We start from the raw sequence: 14,950 nt of genomic DNA on the forward strand, positions 1-14,950 counted from the left end.
CGGCCCGGCCCCGCGGTGGGGCGGGCGGCTCAGGCCGCCTGCTCCGCCCCGGCCCGGCGCACCAGCGCGGCGATCCGGCCGGTGACCCCGCCGACCCGCTCCACCGGGAGCATGTGCCCGGCGCCGGGGAACACGGTCAGCTCGGCGCGCGGCAGGCTGCGGTGGATCCGCCGGGCGAACCGCGGCGGTGTGAGCCGGTCCCGGGTCCCCACGAGGATCTCCACCGGCAGCGACGAGAACGCCGCCAGCGCCTCGTCGCGCTCGTGGGTGGTGAGGGTCGGGGTGAACCCGGAGATCGTCGTCGGGCGACAGTCGGCGATCGCCTCGCAGGTCGCGCGGACGGCGAGCCGGTCCGGCCGGGCGCCGAGCAGCAACGGCTGCAGCGCGGCCCGCAGCAGCGTGGGGTGGGTCGACAGCGACCGGCGCCCGGTCCACAGCGGACTGACGGTCACCTTGTCCTTGCCGGCCAGGAACATCTTCGCGGGCCGCCCGGTCATCCCGAGCGTCGCCGCCGCCCCGAGGCCGCCGCTGGCGGTCGCGACGAGCGCGACGCCGGTGACCCGGGACGCGACGAGGTCGGGGTGGCGCTGGGCCAGCGCCATCGCCGTCATCCCGCCCATCGAGTGCCCGGCGATCACCAGCGGCCCGGTCGGGGCGAGCCGGGTGATCACCTCGGCCATGTCGTCGGCGAGGACGTCGAGGGTCTTGAGCTCGTCGGGGGTGTCGTCGGAGCGGCCGTGCGCGCGGTGGTCGTAGCGGATCACCCGCGGCGCGGGGCCGCCGCCGGGCGCACCGACGGCGAGGGCGTCGGCGACCGGGGCCCAGCAGCGCTCGTCGAGGGTCCAGCCGTGCGCCAGCAGCACCGTGACCGGCGCCGACTCCGGGCCCGAGACCCGGGCGAACAGGCCGGTCCCGTCGCGGGTGACGATCCGTGTGCTCATCGCGGGATGCCTCCTCAGATCAGGTGGGCGCGCTTCCACAGGGTCTCCGTCGGGCCGCCGACGATCCCCTGCTCGCGCAGGAACGGCACGAGCTTGCGCGAGGACCAGCGCAGCATCTCGTGGTGGTGCGGGTTGGCCAGCGCCGCCTTCCGCCCGACGGCCGGGTCGATCCCGACGCTGCGGTAGACCTCGGGGTGGACGAGGTTGCGGGCGACGACGAACGCGATCCGCGCGGTGAGGTAGCGGGCCCAGGCGCGCTCGGCGCGGTTGGTCCTCGGCATGATCCGCTGCAGCTCCTCCCGGGCGTAGCGGACGTGCCGCGCCTCCTCGGTGACGTGGATCTTGTTGATCATGCGGGACAGCGGTTGGACGCGGTCGTCGCGCATGCCCTCCCGCTGGAGCTGGTCGAGGATCTCCTCGACGTAGAGGGTGCCGGCGAACATCGCCGGGCCGGTGCCGATGGTCTTCATCAGCCGGCCCTGCTCGTGGGTGAGCCGGCGCGGGGCGTAGTCCGGCACGCCGTAGCGCTCGGTGGCCTTGGCGAACATCATCGAGTGCCGGCACTCGTCGGCGATCTCGACCAGCGCGTACTGGATGTGCGCGCGACGCGGGTCGCGGTCGTAGGCGTAGCGCAGCAGCATCTGCATGAGGATCATCTCGAACCACAGCCCGATCCGGGCGACGCTGCAGAACTCGTGCACCGACAGCGTGATCCGCTGGTCCTCGGTGAGGCCGTCCCACAGCGGCGTGCCGTAGAGCGACACGCGCTCGGGGACGATGCCGTACTTGCCCTCGACCAGCGGGGCGTCCCAGTCGATGTCGATCGACGGGTCGTAGGAGGTCGTGACCGAGCTCTTGAGCAGCCGTCGGGCGGTGTCCTCGCGGTCGGCGAGGTTGGTCTTGCTGCCGGTGCGGGCGGGAGCGCTCATCGGTCGCGCCTTCCTGCTGGGAGGGGGCCTGCGGTGGCGGGTTCCACACCCGGAACCCTTGCTGTTACCGCCGGTAACGGTTACCACTGGTAACGTGCCCCAGGACACGAGGGATGTCAAGCCGGACGCGCGCAGCCGCCGACGGGAGGAACGGCGGACCGAGATGGTCTCCGCCGCCGTCGAGGCGATCCGCGAGCACGGCCCGGGGGTCTCGGTCGCCCAGATCGCGGCCGCGGCCGGCATCACCAAGCCGGTGCTCTACCGGCACTTCGCCGATCGCGCCGACCTGCAGCGGGCCGTCAGCGAGCACGCCGCGGACATGCTGATGCAGCGGATCTACCCGGTGCTGGCGATCGAGGCCGAGCCGATCGAGCACGTCGCCGCCGTCATCGACGCCTACCTCGGGATGATCGAGGACGAGCCCCAGCTGTACCGGTTCGTCGTCGCGAACCCGGCCGAGCCGGTGCCGGGCGCCGAGATCGCGCAGGACGTCCGCGGCCAGATCGGCGCCCTGCTGACCACCCTGTTCGGGGAGCGGCTGCGCGCCGAGGGCCGCGACTCCGGCGGCGCGGAGGCGTGGGCGCACGGGATCATCGGGATGGTCCAGACCGCGGGCGAGTGGTGGCTGGACCGCCGGACGATGAGCCGCGACGCGCTCACCAACTACCTGTCCGCCCTGATCTGGGGCGGGATCGCCGGCGTCGCCGGGATCGACTCCCCCACCGCGAACGCCGACATCCTGCGGCTGGTCCCCGAGCCGCAGGTGGACGACGCCTCGGGGCGCGACCGGTGAGCGGCGACCACGATCACGACGAGGGCTACCGCGGCCCCGCCACCCTGGTGCTCGACGGGGAGACCGTCGACGTCGAGGTACTGCTCGACGCCCGGCACGAGCCCTTCGACGGCAGGCTCCACTGGTCCGGCCGGGTCGCCGCGCACCCCCGGCTCACCGCGCTGCTCGGCAGCCGCGGCGGCACCGCCGAGGTCCGGACGCCCGGGCACACGGCCGTCGGCACCCTGTCCGAGCCGGACGTGTGGGACCGGTTCCGGATCACCGGCACCGGCAGGCCGCCGTTCGCGCTGGACGGGCCGCCCCCGCCGGAGACCGACTGACCCGCGCCCACCGGACCCGGACACACGTCGGGCCCGGCCCCGCGGACGGGTACCGGGCCCGGACGACTCCGTGTGCGTTCAGCCGCTGAGGCCGAACCCGACCCGGCGCTCCTCGGACGGGCCGATCTCCACGTACGAGATGCGCGCGACCGGGACGACGTAGCGACGGCCCTCGTCGTCGGTGAGGTCCAGCAGCCCGTCGTCGGACTTCATCGCCCCGCTCACGAGCTGGGCCACCTCGTCCGGCGTGCGGTCGCTGGACACCACGAGCTCCCGCGGGGTCTCCGCGATGCCGATCTTGACCTTCACCGGTGGTCCTCCCGATCCGTCACTTCTGATCACCTTGCCCGCGCCAGGCTAGTCCAGATCGGGCCGGAGCATCGGCGAGCCGGGAGCGGACGGCCGGACCGGGGCTCAGGAGAGTCCGAGCCTGCCCATCCGGCGGCCGTGCGCGGTCTGCACCGTCCGGATGAGCCCGGCCACGCCGCCCTTCTCCCCCGAGCCGAGCACGATGAACTCGGCCAGCTCGTCGCGCTCGGCGACGACCCGCTGGGCGTGGGTGACGGCCTCACCGAGCAGCCGCCTGCCCCACAGGGCCAGCCGGTCGCGCTGCGCCGGGTTGGCGGCGCAGGCGGCCTGCACCTCGCGCTCGGCGAAGGCGGAGTGCCCGGTGTCGGCGAGCACCCGCTGCACCAGGTCGCCGGTGCCGGGGTCCACCCAGCCCGCGACCTCACGGTAGAAGTCGGCGCCGAGACCGTCGCCGAGGTAGGCCTTGACCAGCGACTCCAGCCAGCTCCGCGGGGCGGTCGAGGCGTGGTAGCTGTCGATCAGCGCGACGAACGGCGCCATGGCGTCGGCGACGGCGATCCCGCTGCGGCCCAGGTGGTCCTCGATGAGGCGGAAGTGGCCGATCTCGGCGGCCGCCATCGTCGACAGCTGCGCGCGGCCGGCCAGCGTCGGCGCGGCCCGGGCGTCCTCGGCGAGCCGGTCGAACGCCGACAGCTCGCCGTAGGCCAGCACGCCGAGCAGCTCCACGGTCGCGGCCGTCGGCGCGTCGCCTCCAGTGGTCATGACCGCCACCCTAACCGGGCGGTACGGGCCCGCCGGGCGGCCCGCGACGGCCACCCGGGCCACGGGGCGAGACAACTCACCACACCCGGCGACGCCCGCGCCGTCGTGTTCGCGCGCCGCGGCGGGTACCATGCGGGCAGCGCGTCACCGGATTTCGGGCTCATGGAACTCCATGTGGACGCGCCCACCGCGCGGGGACCGGGTAACGGGACGAGCGGCCGACACGGCCGAGCACGTCTCACCGGGACCCGCACCCGAACTGGTGCGCGCAGCGCCTCGGCGGCTCTCCCGCCCGGACCGTCCCCGACGGCCCGGGGCCGGTCGACGAGCCACGCCACGGCTCCTGTGCGCGGAGAGAGGCGATCACACTGTCCCGAGTCGACAGCACCGACACCCCCGAGGCCGACCCGGGCTTCCTGCCCACCGGCATCACCCCCAGCGAGACCCCGCTCGGCGTGACCAACCCCGGCGGCGAGAAGCTCCCCCCGACCTTCGCCGAGCTCGGCGTCCGGCCCGAGATCGTCTCCGCGCTCGCGGAGAACGACATCGTGCGCACGTTCGCGATCCAGGAGCTCACCCTCCCGCTGGCGCTCGCCGGCGAGGACGTCATCGGCCAGGCCCGCACCGGCACCGGCAAGACGCTGGGCTTCGGCGTCCCGCTGCTGCAGCGGATCACCCCGCCCGGTGAGCGTGCCGCGGCCACCGCCGAGGGCGAGGCCGCCGACCGCACCAAGGACGTCCCGCAGGCGCTCGTCGTCGTCCCGACCCGCGAGCTGTGCGTGCAGGTCGCCCGGGACATCGCCGCCGCGGGCAAGAACCTGGGCGTGCGCGTCGTCGCCATCTACGGCGGCCGTGCCTACGAGCCGCAGCTGGAGGCCCTGCGCAAGGGCGTCGACGTCATCGTCGGCACCCCGGGTCGGCTGCTCGACCTCGCCGAGCAGCGCCACCTGGTGCTCGGCCGGGTCAAGGCGCTCGTCCTCGACGAGGCCGACGAGATGCTGGACCTGGGCTTCCTGCCCGACGTCGAGCGGATCCTGCGCATGCTCCCCGAGGAGCGGCACACGATGCTGTTCTCGGCCACCATGCCGGGCCCGATCGTGCAGCTCTCGCGTGCCTTCCTGACCCGCCCGACGCACATCCGCGCGGAGGAGGCCGACCAGGGCTCCATCCACGAGCGGACCAAGCAGCTCGTCTACCGCGCGCACGCGATGGACAAGGTCGAGCTGGTCACCCGGGCCCTGCAGGCCAAGGACCGCGGCCTGACGATGATCTTCACCCGGACCAAGCGGACCGCCCAGCGGGTCGCCGACGACCTCGCCGAGCGCGGCTTCGCCGCCGCCGCGGTGCACGGTGACCTCGGCCAGGGCGCCCGTGAGCAGGCGCTGCGCGCGTTCCGCGCGGAGAAGGTCGACGTGCTGGTCGCGACCGACGTCGCGGCCCGTGGCATCGACGTCACCGGCGTCACGCACGTCATCAACTACCAGTGCCCCGAGGACGCCAAGACCTACGTGCACCGGATCGGCCGCACCGGCCGCGCCGGGCGCGAGGGCGTCGCGGTCACGCTGGTGGACTGGGACGAGACCCCGCGCTGGAAGATGATCTCCGACGACCTGTCGCTGGGCATCGACGAGCCGGTCGAGACCTACTCGACCTCGGACCACCTGTTCACCGACCTCGACATCCCGACGACGGCGTCCGGGCGGCTCCCGCTGTCCGCGCGTACCCGCGCCGGGCTCGACGCCGAGTACATCGACTCCGAGGGCGACCACCAGGGTGCCCGCAAGCCGCGCGGCAGCCGTCGTGACGGCGCCGGGCGCGACAGCGGCGGCCGCGAGGGCAGCCGCGACGGCGACGGCGACGAGGGCGGTCGCCGCCCGCGGCGCAACCGGTCCCGTTCCCGGACCCGCGGCGGGGTCGCGGTCGAGGCGGGTGCCTCGGCCCCCGCCGAGGGTGCCGCCTCCGCGGGCTCCGCCGAGGGCGCCCCGCAGAACGGGCCGGACGCCGGCGCGTCGGCCGAGGGCGGGGCGGCCAAGCCGCGCCGCCGTCGTCGCCGCGGCGGGTCGCGGCGCGGACCCGGCGGCGGCGAGTCCGCCGACGGGGCCGACGCGGCCGCCAGCTGACCCCACGCGTGCTGCGCGGCCGACCCCTGCGGGACCGGCTCCCGCTCCCGGGCGTCCCCGCCGAACGACGACACCGCGGCGACCGACTGGTCGCCGCGGTGCTCGTGCTGCTGCTGGCCGGGGTCGCGGTGCTCTACGCCGTGCAGAGCCCGGCCGCGCACACCGAGTCGGTGACGGCGGCGACCGCGCCCACCCCACCGCCGCCGGTCGGCCCGGTCCCGGCCGGGTTCACCGAGCTGTGGCGGGCGGCCAGCCCGGACACCCCGGTACCGCTGGCGGTCGGGGACGGCGTCGTCGTCGCCGCGGGGTCGCGGGTCTCCGGGCACGACGCCCGCACGGGCGCCGAGCGCTGGAGCTACTCCCGTGACCTGCCGCTGTGCACCACCGGGTTCGCCGACGGCCGCGTGCTCGCGCTCTACCGCAACGACGAGTACTGCTCGGAGCTGTCCACGCTCCAGCCCGGCTCCGGGGCCCGTGGACCGGCCCGGACCCTCGACGCCCGGCCCGGCACCCGGCTGATCGGCCAGGACCCGGTGCTCGCGACCGGCCAGGACTACGTCGAGACCTTCCGCTCCGACCTGGTCCGCACCGCCGAGTACGGCACGGTGCGCGCGCTGGAGGAGCCCGGTTCGCAGCCGCGGTCGGGGTGCACGTTCGGATCCTTCGCCGCCGCCGAGGACCGCGCCGCGATCCTGGAGCGCTGCCCCGGCGAGCCGTCCGAGCGGCTGACGGTGCTGCGCCCCAGCGGGACCGAGGGTGACCGGCCCGCGTTCGACTCGTCGTCGGTCACCGGTACCGACGGCGCCCAGGTGGTCGCCGCGTCGTCCGAGCGCGTCGCCGTCCTGCTCCCGGGCGCACCCCGCCTGGCCCTCTACGACCGGTCCGGGCGCAGCATCGGCGAGTTCCCGGTCGACGCGGGCGCGACGGTCGCCGCACCCGCCGACGGGGTCGCCCGCACCACGGCCGACGACCGGCGCCGCTACTGGTGGACCGGCGGCGCGACGGTCGCGCTGGACACCCGCAGCCTCCAGCCGCGCTGGAGCCTGCCCGGCACGCTGGGCCCCGGGACCCGCTACGGCGACCGGCTGCTCGTGCCCGTCCCCGGCGGGATCGCCGACGTCGACCCGGCCACGGGTGTCGTCGCCCGGACCCTGCCGGTGGACCGCGGCCCGGTCACCGCGCCGGTCCTGCTCGCCGCCCAGGGCGCCCTGCTGGTCGAGCTGCGCGGCGACGAGCTCGTCGTGCTGGGGACCGCCGGCTGAGCCGGCGTCGGCTCCGCGCGGCTACAGGAACCAGCCGAACCCGAGCACCAGCGACGCCGTCACGACCACCCCGAGCGCGGCGAGCAGACCGGTGCGGTCCCGCCGCCGGTCCGCGACGACCTGGCCGACGACGGCGACGACCGCCGCCCCGACGTGCGCGACGATCGCGCCGGAGCCGGGACCGGGGACCCCGCTGTTCCCGGCCGCCCACTCCACGACGACCAGCCCGAGCGCGAGCACGACCAGCCCGCCGGCGAGCACCCCGGCCAGACCGCGCAGCAGCCGGGCGCCGGCGCCGTCGACGTCGGGTCCGGGGGTGCGGCGCCGTGCCCGCCGCTCGCCCTCCTCGGCGCGGCGGCGGTCGGCCCGACGGCCGGGCGCGCGGGCGGCGGGGTGCTCGTCGGCGCGCGGCGGCTCGCCCGCGCCGAAGGACGGCCCGCGGCGGGACCCGGCGTCGCCGCGGCGCGGCGCGCGGCGGGACTCGGGCAGTGCCTCGGTGGGGCGCGGACCGGCCGGTGGCCCGACGCCGCCCCGCCGCCCGGGCGGGCCGGACGGCGGGACCGGCGGGCGGGGGTCGTAGCCGTCGGGGCCGGGGTGCGGGCGTCCGTACGACGGCCCGGCGCGGTACGGGGCGGGCGGGCCCGGCGGGCGGCCGCGGGGCGGCGGACCGGGGAACTGCGGGTCGGCGGTCACGGTGCGAGCAGGTCCCACGGTCGCGGCTCCGGGACGGCGGCGCGGCCCGGCGCGCAGTTCCGGCGGACCGCGCAGGTCCCGCAGTGCGCGCCGGTGCGGGCCGGGAAGAGCGTGTCGGCGTCGCCGCCGTCGGCCAGCGCGGTCGTCGCCCCGGCGGCGGCGTCGGCGGACTCCGCGGCCGCGGCGACGTGCCGGTCGAGGGAGGCCTGGTCGTGGGTGTGCGCGGCGACGGTCCCGGTCGGCACGTGGTGCAGCTCGACCGTGCGGCAGGGGCGGCGGAACACCGAGGCGGTGGCGACGGCGTAGAGCGCGAGCTGCCGGGAGTCCGCGGCGTCGGCCGCGGTCGGCACCCGGCGCCCGGTCTTGAAGTCGACGACGACGGCCTCGCCGTCGCGCGCGTCGATCCGGTCGACCCGGCCCTCGACCAGCAGCGGCCCGGCGGGGGCCCGCACCCACCGTTCGACGGCGAGCGGCTCGTCCCGCCCGGCCGGGCCGTCGACGGCGGCGGCCAGCCAGTCCCGGGCGCGCTCGCGGTACCGGGCGACCTGGGCGTCGTCGGCGAACCCCTCGCCGGTCCAGTGCCGGTCCACCAGGGACGCGGCCTGCTCCGGGGTGCGCCGCTCGGCGGGCAGGGCCGCCAGCGACCGCAGCGCCAGGTGCACGACCGCGCCGATCGTGGTGTGGGCGAACCCGCCGCCGCGCGGCGGGGCCGGGCGGTCGACGTGCAGCATCCGGTAGCGGCGCGGGCAGGCGTCCCAGGTGTCGAGCCGGGCCGGGGTGACCCGGTGCAGCGCGGTCGCACCGAAGCCGGGGTCGAGCAGGTCCAGGCCGAGCTGACCGTCCGGGGTCCCGGTGGCGGGAGCGGTGGTCCGGGCCATGGGCGCCACGGTACTCCGGGACGGTCACCGACCGTCGATCACTCCCGGCGACGCACCGTCACGCGGTGCCGTCGGATCCGCCGTGCAGCACGGGGACGCCGGTGGCCCGTTCGGTCAGTGCCGCGTAGACCTCCGGGTCGGTCGTCTCCTCGGCGAGCGGGGTCGTCTTGTTCGTGCCGTGGTAGTCGCTGGAGCCGGTCGTGAGCAGGCCGTGCTCGGCGGTGATCCCGCGCAGCAGCTCGCGGTCGGCCGGGGCGTGGTTCGGGTGGTCGACCTCGATCCCGCCCAGCCCCCAGCCGACGAGGTCGACGAGCACCGACGGCTCCACGACCACACCGCGCCTGCGGGCCAGTGGGTGCGCGAACACCGCGACCCCGCCCGCCGCGACGATCATCTCGACGGCCGTCTCGACCCGGGTGTCGGCCCGTGGCACGTAGTAGGGGCTGTCGTTGTGCAGCAGCTCGGCGAAGGCCTCGTCGACCGACCCGACGACGCCGGCCGCGACGAGCGCCCGGGCCAGGTGCGGCCGGCCCGCGCTGCCGCCCTCGGGCAGGTGCGCGAACACGGTGTCGACGTCGACCGGGTACCCGTCGGCGGCCATCCGCCCGATCATCGTCTCCAGTCGCTGCACGCGCTCGGACCGCAGCCGCTCCTGCTCCGCGACGATCGCGGAGTGCTCCGGGTCGAACAGGTAGCCGAGCAGGTGCACCGAGCAGCGCGGCTCCCCCGCGCGGCCGGTCGGGCTCAGGCAGGAGAACTCGGCGCCGCGCACCAGTGCGAGACCGGCCGGCAGCGCGGCCCCCGCCTCGGCCCATCCGGCGGTGGTGTCGTGGTCGGTGATCGCGACGACGTCGAGCCCCGCGGCGCCGGCCGCCCGGACCAGCCCGGCCGGGGAGTCGGTGCCGTCGGACGCGGTGGAGTGGGCGTGCAGGTCGATGACGGACACGCGCCCGACCCTAGCCCCGCTCATCGCCGACGCACCCCGGGACGGGGCGCCTACTCCCCCGTCGGGTGGGACGACCCGGTCCAGTCGGCCGGCGCGGTCCGGACGTGCGCGACCGCCTGCTCCGACAACCGGGGGCCCCGCGCAGCCGTTGCCGGGCGAGCTGTCGGCGGGGTCAGCGCCGCCAGCGCGGTTTGGCGAGCATGCCGGTCGCGCGGGTCTTGCCCTTCTCCCCGAAGACCAGCTCGGAGAGCGCCTCGTAGATCTCCTCGGGGCGCGGCATGTAGTCGATGCGGTTCAGCGCCTGGATCTGGCCCGCGGACTCGACGACCATCGTCCCGTAGCCGAGCATGCGCCCGGACAGCGAACGCTGGAACGTCAGGTCGGTGACCTTGCCCAGGGGCATCATGCCGACGTTGTGCACGATGATCCCCTGGGCGATCATCACCCGCTTGTCGGTGATCACGATCCGCTCGATCCACCAGAGGATCGACAGCGCCGTGTAGCGCAGGACCGCGACGACGACCAGGTAGAACGCCAGGTTGTCGACCACGACGTCCAGCACCGGGTCGACCCCGGGCCGGTCGAGCAGCTGCTCGACACCGATCACCACGACGATGAACAGCGCCGTCTGCCAGATGTGTCTGACCATCACCGCCCAGTGCTGGCGCACACGGATGACGCGTCGCTCCGTGGGGAGCAGGTACTCGTCGATCTCCCGGGGCGCGAGCACGGGCTCAGATCAGGTTGGTGACGAAGGTCGAGACGGACTGCGCCGCGTCGTAGAGGATGTTGCCCACGTTCGAGACCGAACCGGCCGCACCATTGGGATTGGTGATCACCAGGAAGATCCCCAGCGCCACCGCTACCAGGATCAGGATCTTCTTCACGTTCCCTGCCCACCCGTTTCTCGGTGTGTCGGACACACAGACATGTCATTGGTACCGGAGGGCCGACTGGCCCCGGTACCGGCACCCGAGCAGCGTACCGTCGTTCCGGATGACCGACAGTAGCCGACACGTCGCCTGCGTGGGTGGAATCGTGTTCGACCCGGACGGACGATTGCTGCTCGTCCGCAGGGCGAACGAGCCTGGTCGGGGGCTCTGGTCGGTCCCCGGCGGCCGGGTCGAGGCGGGCGAGAGCGAGCACGAGGCCGTGGTCCGCGAGCTCGCCGAGGAGACCGGCCTGACGGTCGTCCCCGGGCGCCTGGCCGGGGTGGTCCTCCGCGGCCCGTACCGGATCGCCGACTACGTCTGCACCCTGGCGACCGGCGACGGCGTCCCGCGGGCCGGCGACGACGCCACCGACGCCCGGTTCGTCGACCGGGCGGACTACGCGGCGCTGGCCGTCGTCGAGGGCCTCACCGAGACCCTCGGCGGCTGGGGCTGCCTGCCCCGGACCTGACCGCCACGGCGGGTGCCCGCCCGGCCCCGCGGTATGCGTGTGGGTGACACACGACGGCCCCCGCTCCGGGACGGAGTCGGGGGCCGGTGCCGGCGTGCTGTGCCGCGGGTCAGACCTGCGGCGTGGGGCGGCCGGGCTGCTCCCCGCCGCGGCTGTCGCCGTAGGACCGCTTGGGCACCATGACCTTGCGGCGGAAGGTGCACACGACGGTGCCGTCCTGCTTGTAGCCGCGGGTCTCGACGTACACGACGCCGCGGTCGTCCTTCGACTTCGACGGGGTCTTGTCGAGGACCTCGGTCTCGCCGTAGATCGTGTCGCCGTGGAAGGTCGGCTTCGTGTGCTTGAGCGACTCGACCTCGAGGTTCGCGATCGCCTTGCCCGACACGTCCGGCACGGACATGCCCAGCAGCAGCGAGTAGATGTAGTTGCCGACCACGACGTTCTTGCCGAAGTCGGTCGTCTCCTCCGCGTAGTGCGCATCCATGTGCAGCGGGTGGTGGTTCATGGTGAGGAGGCAGAACAGGTGGTCGTCGTACTCGGTGACCGTCTTGCCGGGCCAGTGCTTGTAGACCGCACCGACCTCGAACTCCTCGTAGTAGCGCCCGAACTGCACCGTTCACGCTCCCATCACGCTGTCGATTCGTTGCGGGAGTAATCTATCCGGTGGCCCGCGCGAGGAAGGGCGGTCCGGCTCACACGTGCACGGTCGGGGATGTCACATCTCGGTGACGTCCGCCCGCGCACGGACGAGACACAGGACGTCCACCGGAACAGCAGGGAGGTGAGTGCGGTGTCCGCGTCCCAGACACCGGCGAGCAGTAGGTGCCGCCTCCCGCTGCACACGGCCCCGGAGTACGTCACGGGCTGATCCCGGCGGGAGGCGAGTTCCGGCCCGGCGGCCGCCCTGCGCGGTCGCACCGTTCCCCGGTGCCGCTCGCCCCCGAGCCGCACCGGCACGCCCGGAGGTGGTCCTCGTGATGCCCTCGCTCTCCCAGCTCCGCCCCACCATCCGCCCGTCCCGCCGCGCCGAGCGCGCCGCGGCGCGGGCCGCCGCGAGCCCGCCCGTCCGGCTGCGCGTCCCGCTGTCCGCCTACGTCGTCGACTGCGCCGTCTACGTCGACGGCCGCCGGCTCCCCGGCCGCTGGACCCACGACGAGGCGATCGCCGAGGTCCGCGAGCGCGGCGAGGGCTTCGTCTGGATCGGGCTGCACGAGCCGGACTCCGAGCAGATCGCCGGCGTCGCCGAGACCTACGGGCTGCACGAGCTCGCCGTCGAGGACGCGGTGCACGCGCACAACCGCCCCAAGCTCGAGCGCTACGACGACACGCTGTTCATGGTGCTCAAGACCGTCCGCTACGTCGGGCACGCCGACCCGACGACGTCGAACGAGATCGTCGAGACCGGTGAGGTCATGGCCTTCCTCGGGCGCGACTTCGTCGTGACCGTCCGGCACGGCCGCCACACCGGCCTGCGGGAGGTCCGGCGGCGGCTCGAGGACGACCCGGAGCAACTGTCCCTCGGCCCGGCCGCGGTGCTGCACGCCATCGCCGACCACGTCGTCGACTCCTACATCGAGGTCTGCGGGCAGATCGAGGACGACATCGACGCCGTCGAGGCCGAGGTGTTCTCGCCGCGCTCGACGATGAACCCCGAGCAGATCTACGTCATGAAGCGCGAGATCCTCGACCTGCGTCGTGCGGTGATGCCCCTGGTCGGGCCGATGCGCAAGCTCGCCGAGGGCTACAGCGCGCTGGTCCCGCACGACGTGCGGTCCTACTTCCGCGACGTCGACGACCACCTCGGCGGCGTCGCCGAGCAGGTGGCCGGTTTCAACGAGCTGCTGACCACCCTGGTCGACGCGGTCCTCGCGAAGATCAGCATGCGGCAGAACAACGACATGCGGAAGATCACCGCCTACGCGGGCCTCATCTCGGTGCCGACGATGATCGCCGGCGTCTACGGCATGAACTTCGACTCGATGCCCGAGCTGCACTGGGACTTCGGCTACCCGATGGTCCTGATCGTCATCGCGACGCTGTGCGGGCTGCTGTACCGCAACTTCCGCCGCAACGGCTGGCTGTAGGCCCGGGACGCCCGCCGGTCAGACCCGGCGGGTGCCCGTCGGCGGGGTCGGCGGCTCGTCGTCCCCGGCGGGCGGGGGCGCGTCCCCGGGGCGTGGCCGCGGCGGGCCGGGGCGCCGGAGCCCGACCGGGCGGCGCGGACGGGGGCCGGGCGCCGGGCGCCGGGGGCCCGCGGCGCCGGGTCCGGCAGGCCCGGGCCCGGCAGCGCCCCGGTCGGGTCCGGCGGCATCGGGGTCGGATGCGGGGACTCCGTGCTCGGGTTCCGCGGCACCGGGGCCGGGTTCCGCGGCGCCGGGGTCGGAGCGCTCGGGACGGGGGTCCGGCAGCCCGTACCGCAGCGCCCGGGCGACGGCGTGCCCGCGCGGGCGGGTGTCCGGGTCGTCGTCCTCGGTGCGGGCGGGGTCGTCCGCCGCACCGGACGGGCCCGGGTCCGCGGCGACGTCGGCGTCGCCCTCCCCCACCTCGACCCCGTCGTCCTCGAGCACCTGCTCCGGGAGTGTCTCGGCGTAGCCGGGGTCCTCGGGGCCGCCCTCGTCGACGGGTTCGGTCGTGTCCTCGGGAGCCGGGGCGGGCTCGTCCCGGAGGGGCCGCCACCCCGCGGCGGCGATGGCCGAGCGGCGGGCGCGGCGTTCCTGGCGCTCCCCCACCACGTCGGGCTCGTCGGGGCGCCGACCCAGGAACGTGTGCACGAGGTGCTGCTGGACCCCGCCGACGGTCTGGACCCGGACGTCGTCGAACCCGGCCCGTTCCATCCGGTGCACCATCTGCTCGGGCCCACCGGCCGTCGCGATTCGCCTGGCCCGGTAGCGGGCGAGGTCCGCCGCCCCCCAGCGCAGCGAGGCCATCGGGAGCATCCAGGTCCAGTTCGCCGTCGTCCAGCGCATCCGGCTGCGGCCGCCGACGGCGTAGTCGTGCACCGCCAGCGGGGCGCCGGGCGCGAGCAGGCTCAGCAGCCGGCGCAGGCCGTGCTCGGCGTCGGGCAGGTTGGACACCAGGAAGGACGCGAGGATCCCGTCGAACGGGCCCTCGATGCCGGCCTCGGCGAGGGTCTCCAGCCGGGAGTGCACGAACGTCACCCGGGGCGACCAGTTCTTCTTCCGGGCGACGGCGAGCATCTCCGCGGACGCGTCGACCGCGACCACCTCGGCACCTCCGACGCTGGTCAGCAGCGCCTCGGTGGACACCCCGGTGCCGCAGCCGACGTCGAGCAGACGCAGACCGTGGCCGTCGCCCAGACCCATCCGCGACGCCGACACCCGCAGGTGGGTGCGGTAGCCGGGCAGGGTCGCGACGAAGGCGTCGAAGCCCGCGGCACCCCGCCCGTAGGCACGGTGCACCGTGGCCGGGCGGATCTGGTCGCTCTCCTGCCACGCCTCGCCGCTCACGGGGCCTGATCCTGCCCGCAGCAGCCCGTGTCCGGAACCCGACGCGCCCTCCCCGGTGGGGTGTGACACCCACCCGGGAGGGCGCGCTGGGCCGAACGTGGAGCTCCGGCCACCCGTGCGGCGCAGCGG

17 protein-coding genes are annotated in these 14,950 nt (G+C 75.2%); 6 read left to right on the forward strand and 11 right to left on the reverse strand.

The annotated features are described in order from the left end of the window. Window positions 1–29: 29 nt before the first annotated feature. Together KPF22_RS25085 and KPF22_RS25090 are read right to left on the reverse strand one after the other, a co-directional pair. Window positions 30–941 (reverse strand): alpha/beta fold hydrolase, encoded by a 912-nt coding sequence (locus tag KPF22_RS25085; protein WP_224403463.1) that lies wholly within the window; start codon window positions 939–941, stop codon window positions 30–32. 14 nt (window positions 942–955) lie between these two features. Continuing rightward, window positions 956–1,870, reverse strand: coding sequence for a diiron oxygenase (locus tag KPF22_RS25090; protein ID WP_224403464.1), 915 nt, complete (start codon window positions 1,868–1,870; stop codon window positions 956–958). A 94-nt stretch (window positions 1,871–1,964) separates the two neighbouring features. Between KPF22_RS25090 and KPF22_RS25095 the strand changes: the two genes are divergently transcribed. Further along, window positions 1,965–2,663, forward strand: a complete 699-nt coding sequence (locus tag KPF22_RS25095; protein ID WP_224403465.1) for a TetR family transcriptional regulator — start codon at window positions 1,965–1,967, stop codon at window positions 2,661–2,663. Then, window positions 2,660–2,983, forward strand: coding sequence for a DUF4873 domain-containing protein (locus KPF22_RS25100; RefSeq protein WP_224403466.1), 324 nt, complete (start codon window positions 2,660–2,662; stop codon window positions 2,981–2,983). Before KPF22_RS25095 ends, KPF22_RS25100 begins: the two co-directional genes overlap by 4 nt. Window positions 2,984–3,061: 78 nt before the next feature. Here the strand turns inward: KPF22_RS25100 and KPF22_RS25105 are convergent, their stop codons facing one another. Beyond that, the gene (locus KPF22_RS25105; protein WP_020625913.1) at window positions 3,062–3,292 is read right to left on the reverse strand and encodes a DUF3107 domain-containing protein; all 231 of its coding nucleotides are present in this window, start codon (window positions 3,290–3,292) and stop codon (window positions 3,062–3,064) included. 105 nt (window positions 3,293–3,397) lie between these two features. Continuing rightward, a complete protein-coding gene (locus KPF22_RS25110; protein WP_020625914.1) occupies window positions 3,398–4,054 on the reverse strand; it encodes a ferritin-like fold-containing protein in 657 nt (218 codons plus the stop codon). Window positions 4,055–4,509: 455 nt separating this feature from the next. Here KPF22_RS25110 and KPF22_RS25115 point away from each other — a divergent pair, with 455 nt between their 5' ends. Continuing rightward, window positions 4,510–6,174, forward strand: a complete 1,665-nt coding sequence (locus KPF22_RS25115) for a DEAD/DEAH box helicase (RefSeq protein WP_374107529.1) — start codon at window positions 4,510–4,512, stop codon at window positions 6,172–6,174. A gap of 8 nt (window positions 6,175–6,182) precedes the next feature. Continuing rightward, a complete protein-coding gene (locus KPF22_RS25120) occupies window positions 6,183–7,436 on the forward strand; it encodes a hypothetical protein (RefSeq protein ID WP_224403467.1) in 1,254 nt (417 codons plus the stop codon). Between the two features lie 21 nt (window positions 7,437–7,457). Here KPF22_RS25120 and KPF22_RS25125 read toward each other — a convergent pair whose 3' ends face one another. The 5 genes from KPF22_RS25125 to KPF22_RS25145 form a co-directional block, all read right to left on the reverse strand. Further along, a complete protein-coding gene (locus KPF22_RS25125; protein ID WP_224403468.1) occupies window positions 7,458–8,129 on the reverse strand; it encodes a hypothetical protein in 672 nt (223 codons plus the stop codon). Continuing rightward, window positions 8,126–9,007: a PD-(D/E)XK nuclease family protein gene (locus KPF22_RS25130; protein ID WP_224403469.1), complete on the reverse strand. Its 882-nt coding sequence runs from the start codon at window positions 9,005–9,007 to the stop codon at window positions 8,126–8,128. Before KPF22_RS25130 ends, KPF22_RS25125 begins: the two co-directional genes overlap by 4 nt. 58 nt (window positions 9,008–9,065) lie before the next feature. Further along, complete coding sequence (locus KPF22_RS25135) at window positions 9,066–9,953, reverse strand: PHP domain-containing protein (protein WP_374107530.1); 888 nt, start codon at window positions 9,951–9,953, stop codon at window positions 9,066–9,068. A 172-nt stretch (window positions 9,954–10,125) separates the two neighbouring features. Beyond that, window positions 10,126–10,683, reverse strand: a complete 558-nt coding sequence (locus tag KPF22_RS25140) for a PH domain-containing protein (protein WP_208819259.1) — start codon at window positions 10,681–10,683, stop codon at window positions 10,126–10,128. A 4-nt stretch (window positions 10,684–10,687) separates the two neighbouring features. Further along, the gene (locus tag KPF22_RS25145) at window positions 10,688–10,840 is read right to left on the reverse strand and encodes a hypothetical protein (protein ID WP_167379107.1); all 153 of its coding nucleotides are present in this window, start codon (window positions 10,838–10,840) and stop codon (window positions 10,688–10,690) included. A gap of 109 nt (window positions 10,841–10,949) precedes the next feature. Between KPF22_RS25145 and KPF22_RS25150 the strand changes: the two genes are divergently transcribed. After that, entirely contained in the window at window positions 10,950–11,354 is a 405-nt protein-coding gene (locus KPF22_RS25150) for an NUDIX hydrolase (protein WP_224403471.1), read from the forward strand. A 109-nt stretch (window positions 11,355–11,463) separates the two neighbouring features. Here the strand turns inward: KPF22_RS25150 and KPF22_RS25155 are convergent, their stop codons facing one another. Next, the gene (locus KPF22_RS25155; protein WP_020623563.1) at window positions 11,464–11,967 is read right to left on the reverse strand and encodes a MaoC family dehydratase; all 504 of its coding nucleotides are present in this window, start codon (window positions 11,965–11,967) and stop codon (window positions 11,464–11,466) included. Window positions 11,968–12,331: 364 nt separating this feature from the next. On the opposite strand from KPF22_RS25155, the gene corA reads away from it, so the two are divergent. Then, window positions 12,332–13,438, forward strand: a complete 1,107-nt coding sequence (gene corA / locus KPF22_RS25160; protein ID WP_062404203.1) for a magnesium/cobalt transporter CorA — start codon at window positions 12,332–12,334, stop codon at window positions 13,436–13,438. Between the two features lie 18 nt (window positions 13,439–13,456). On the opposite strand, the gene KPF22_RS25165 is transcribed toward corA, so the two are convergent. Then, window positions 13,457–14,821, reverse strand: a complete 1,365-nt coding sequence (locus KPF22_RS25165) for a methyltransferase domain-containing protein (protein WP_224403472.1) — start codon at window positions 14,819–14,821, stop codon at window positions 13,457–13,459. Between the last annotated feature and the right edge of the window lie 129 nt (window positions 14,822–14,950).

The organism is Pseudonocardia sp. ICBG1034 (genome assembly GCF_020131375.1).
In the GTDB taxonomy this organism is placed as follows: domain Bacteria; phylum Actinomycetota; class Actinomycetes; order Mycobacteriales; family Pseudonocardiaceae; genus Pseudonocardia; species Pseudonocardia alni.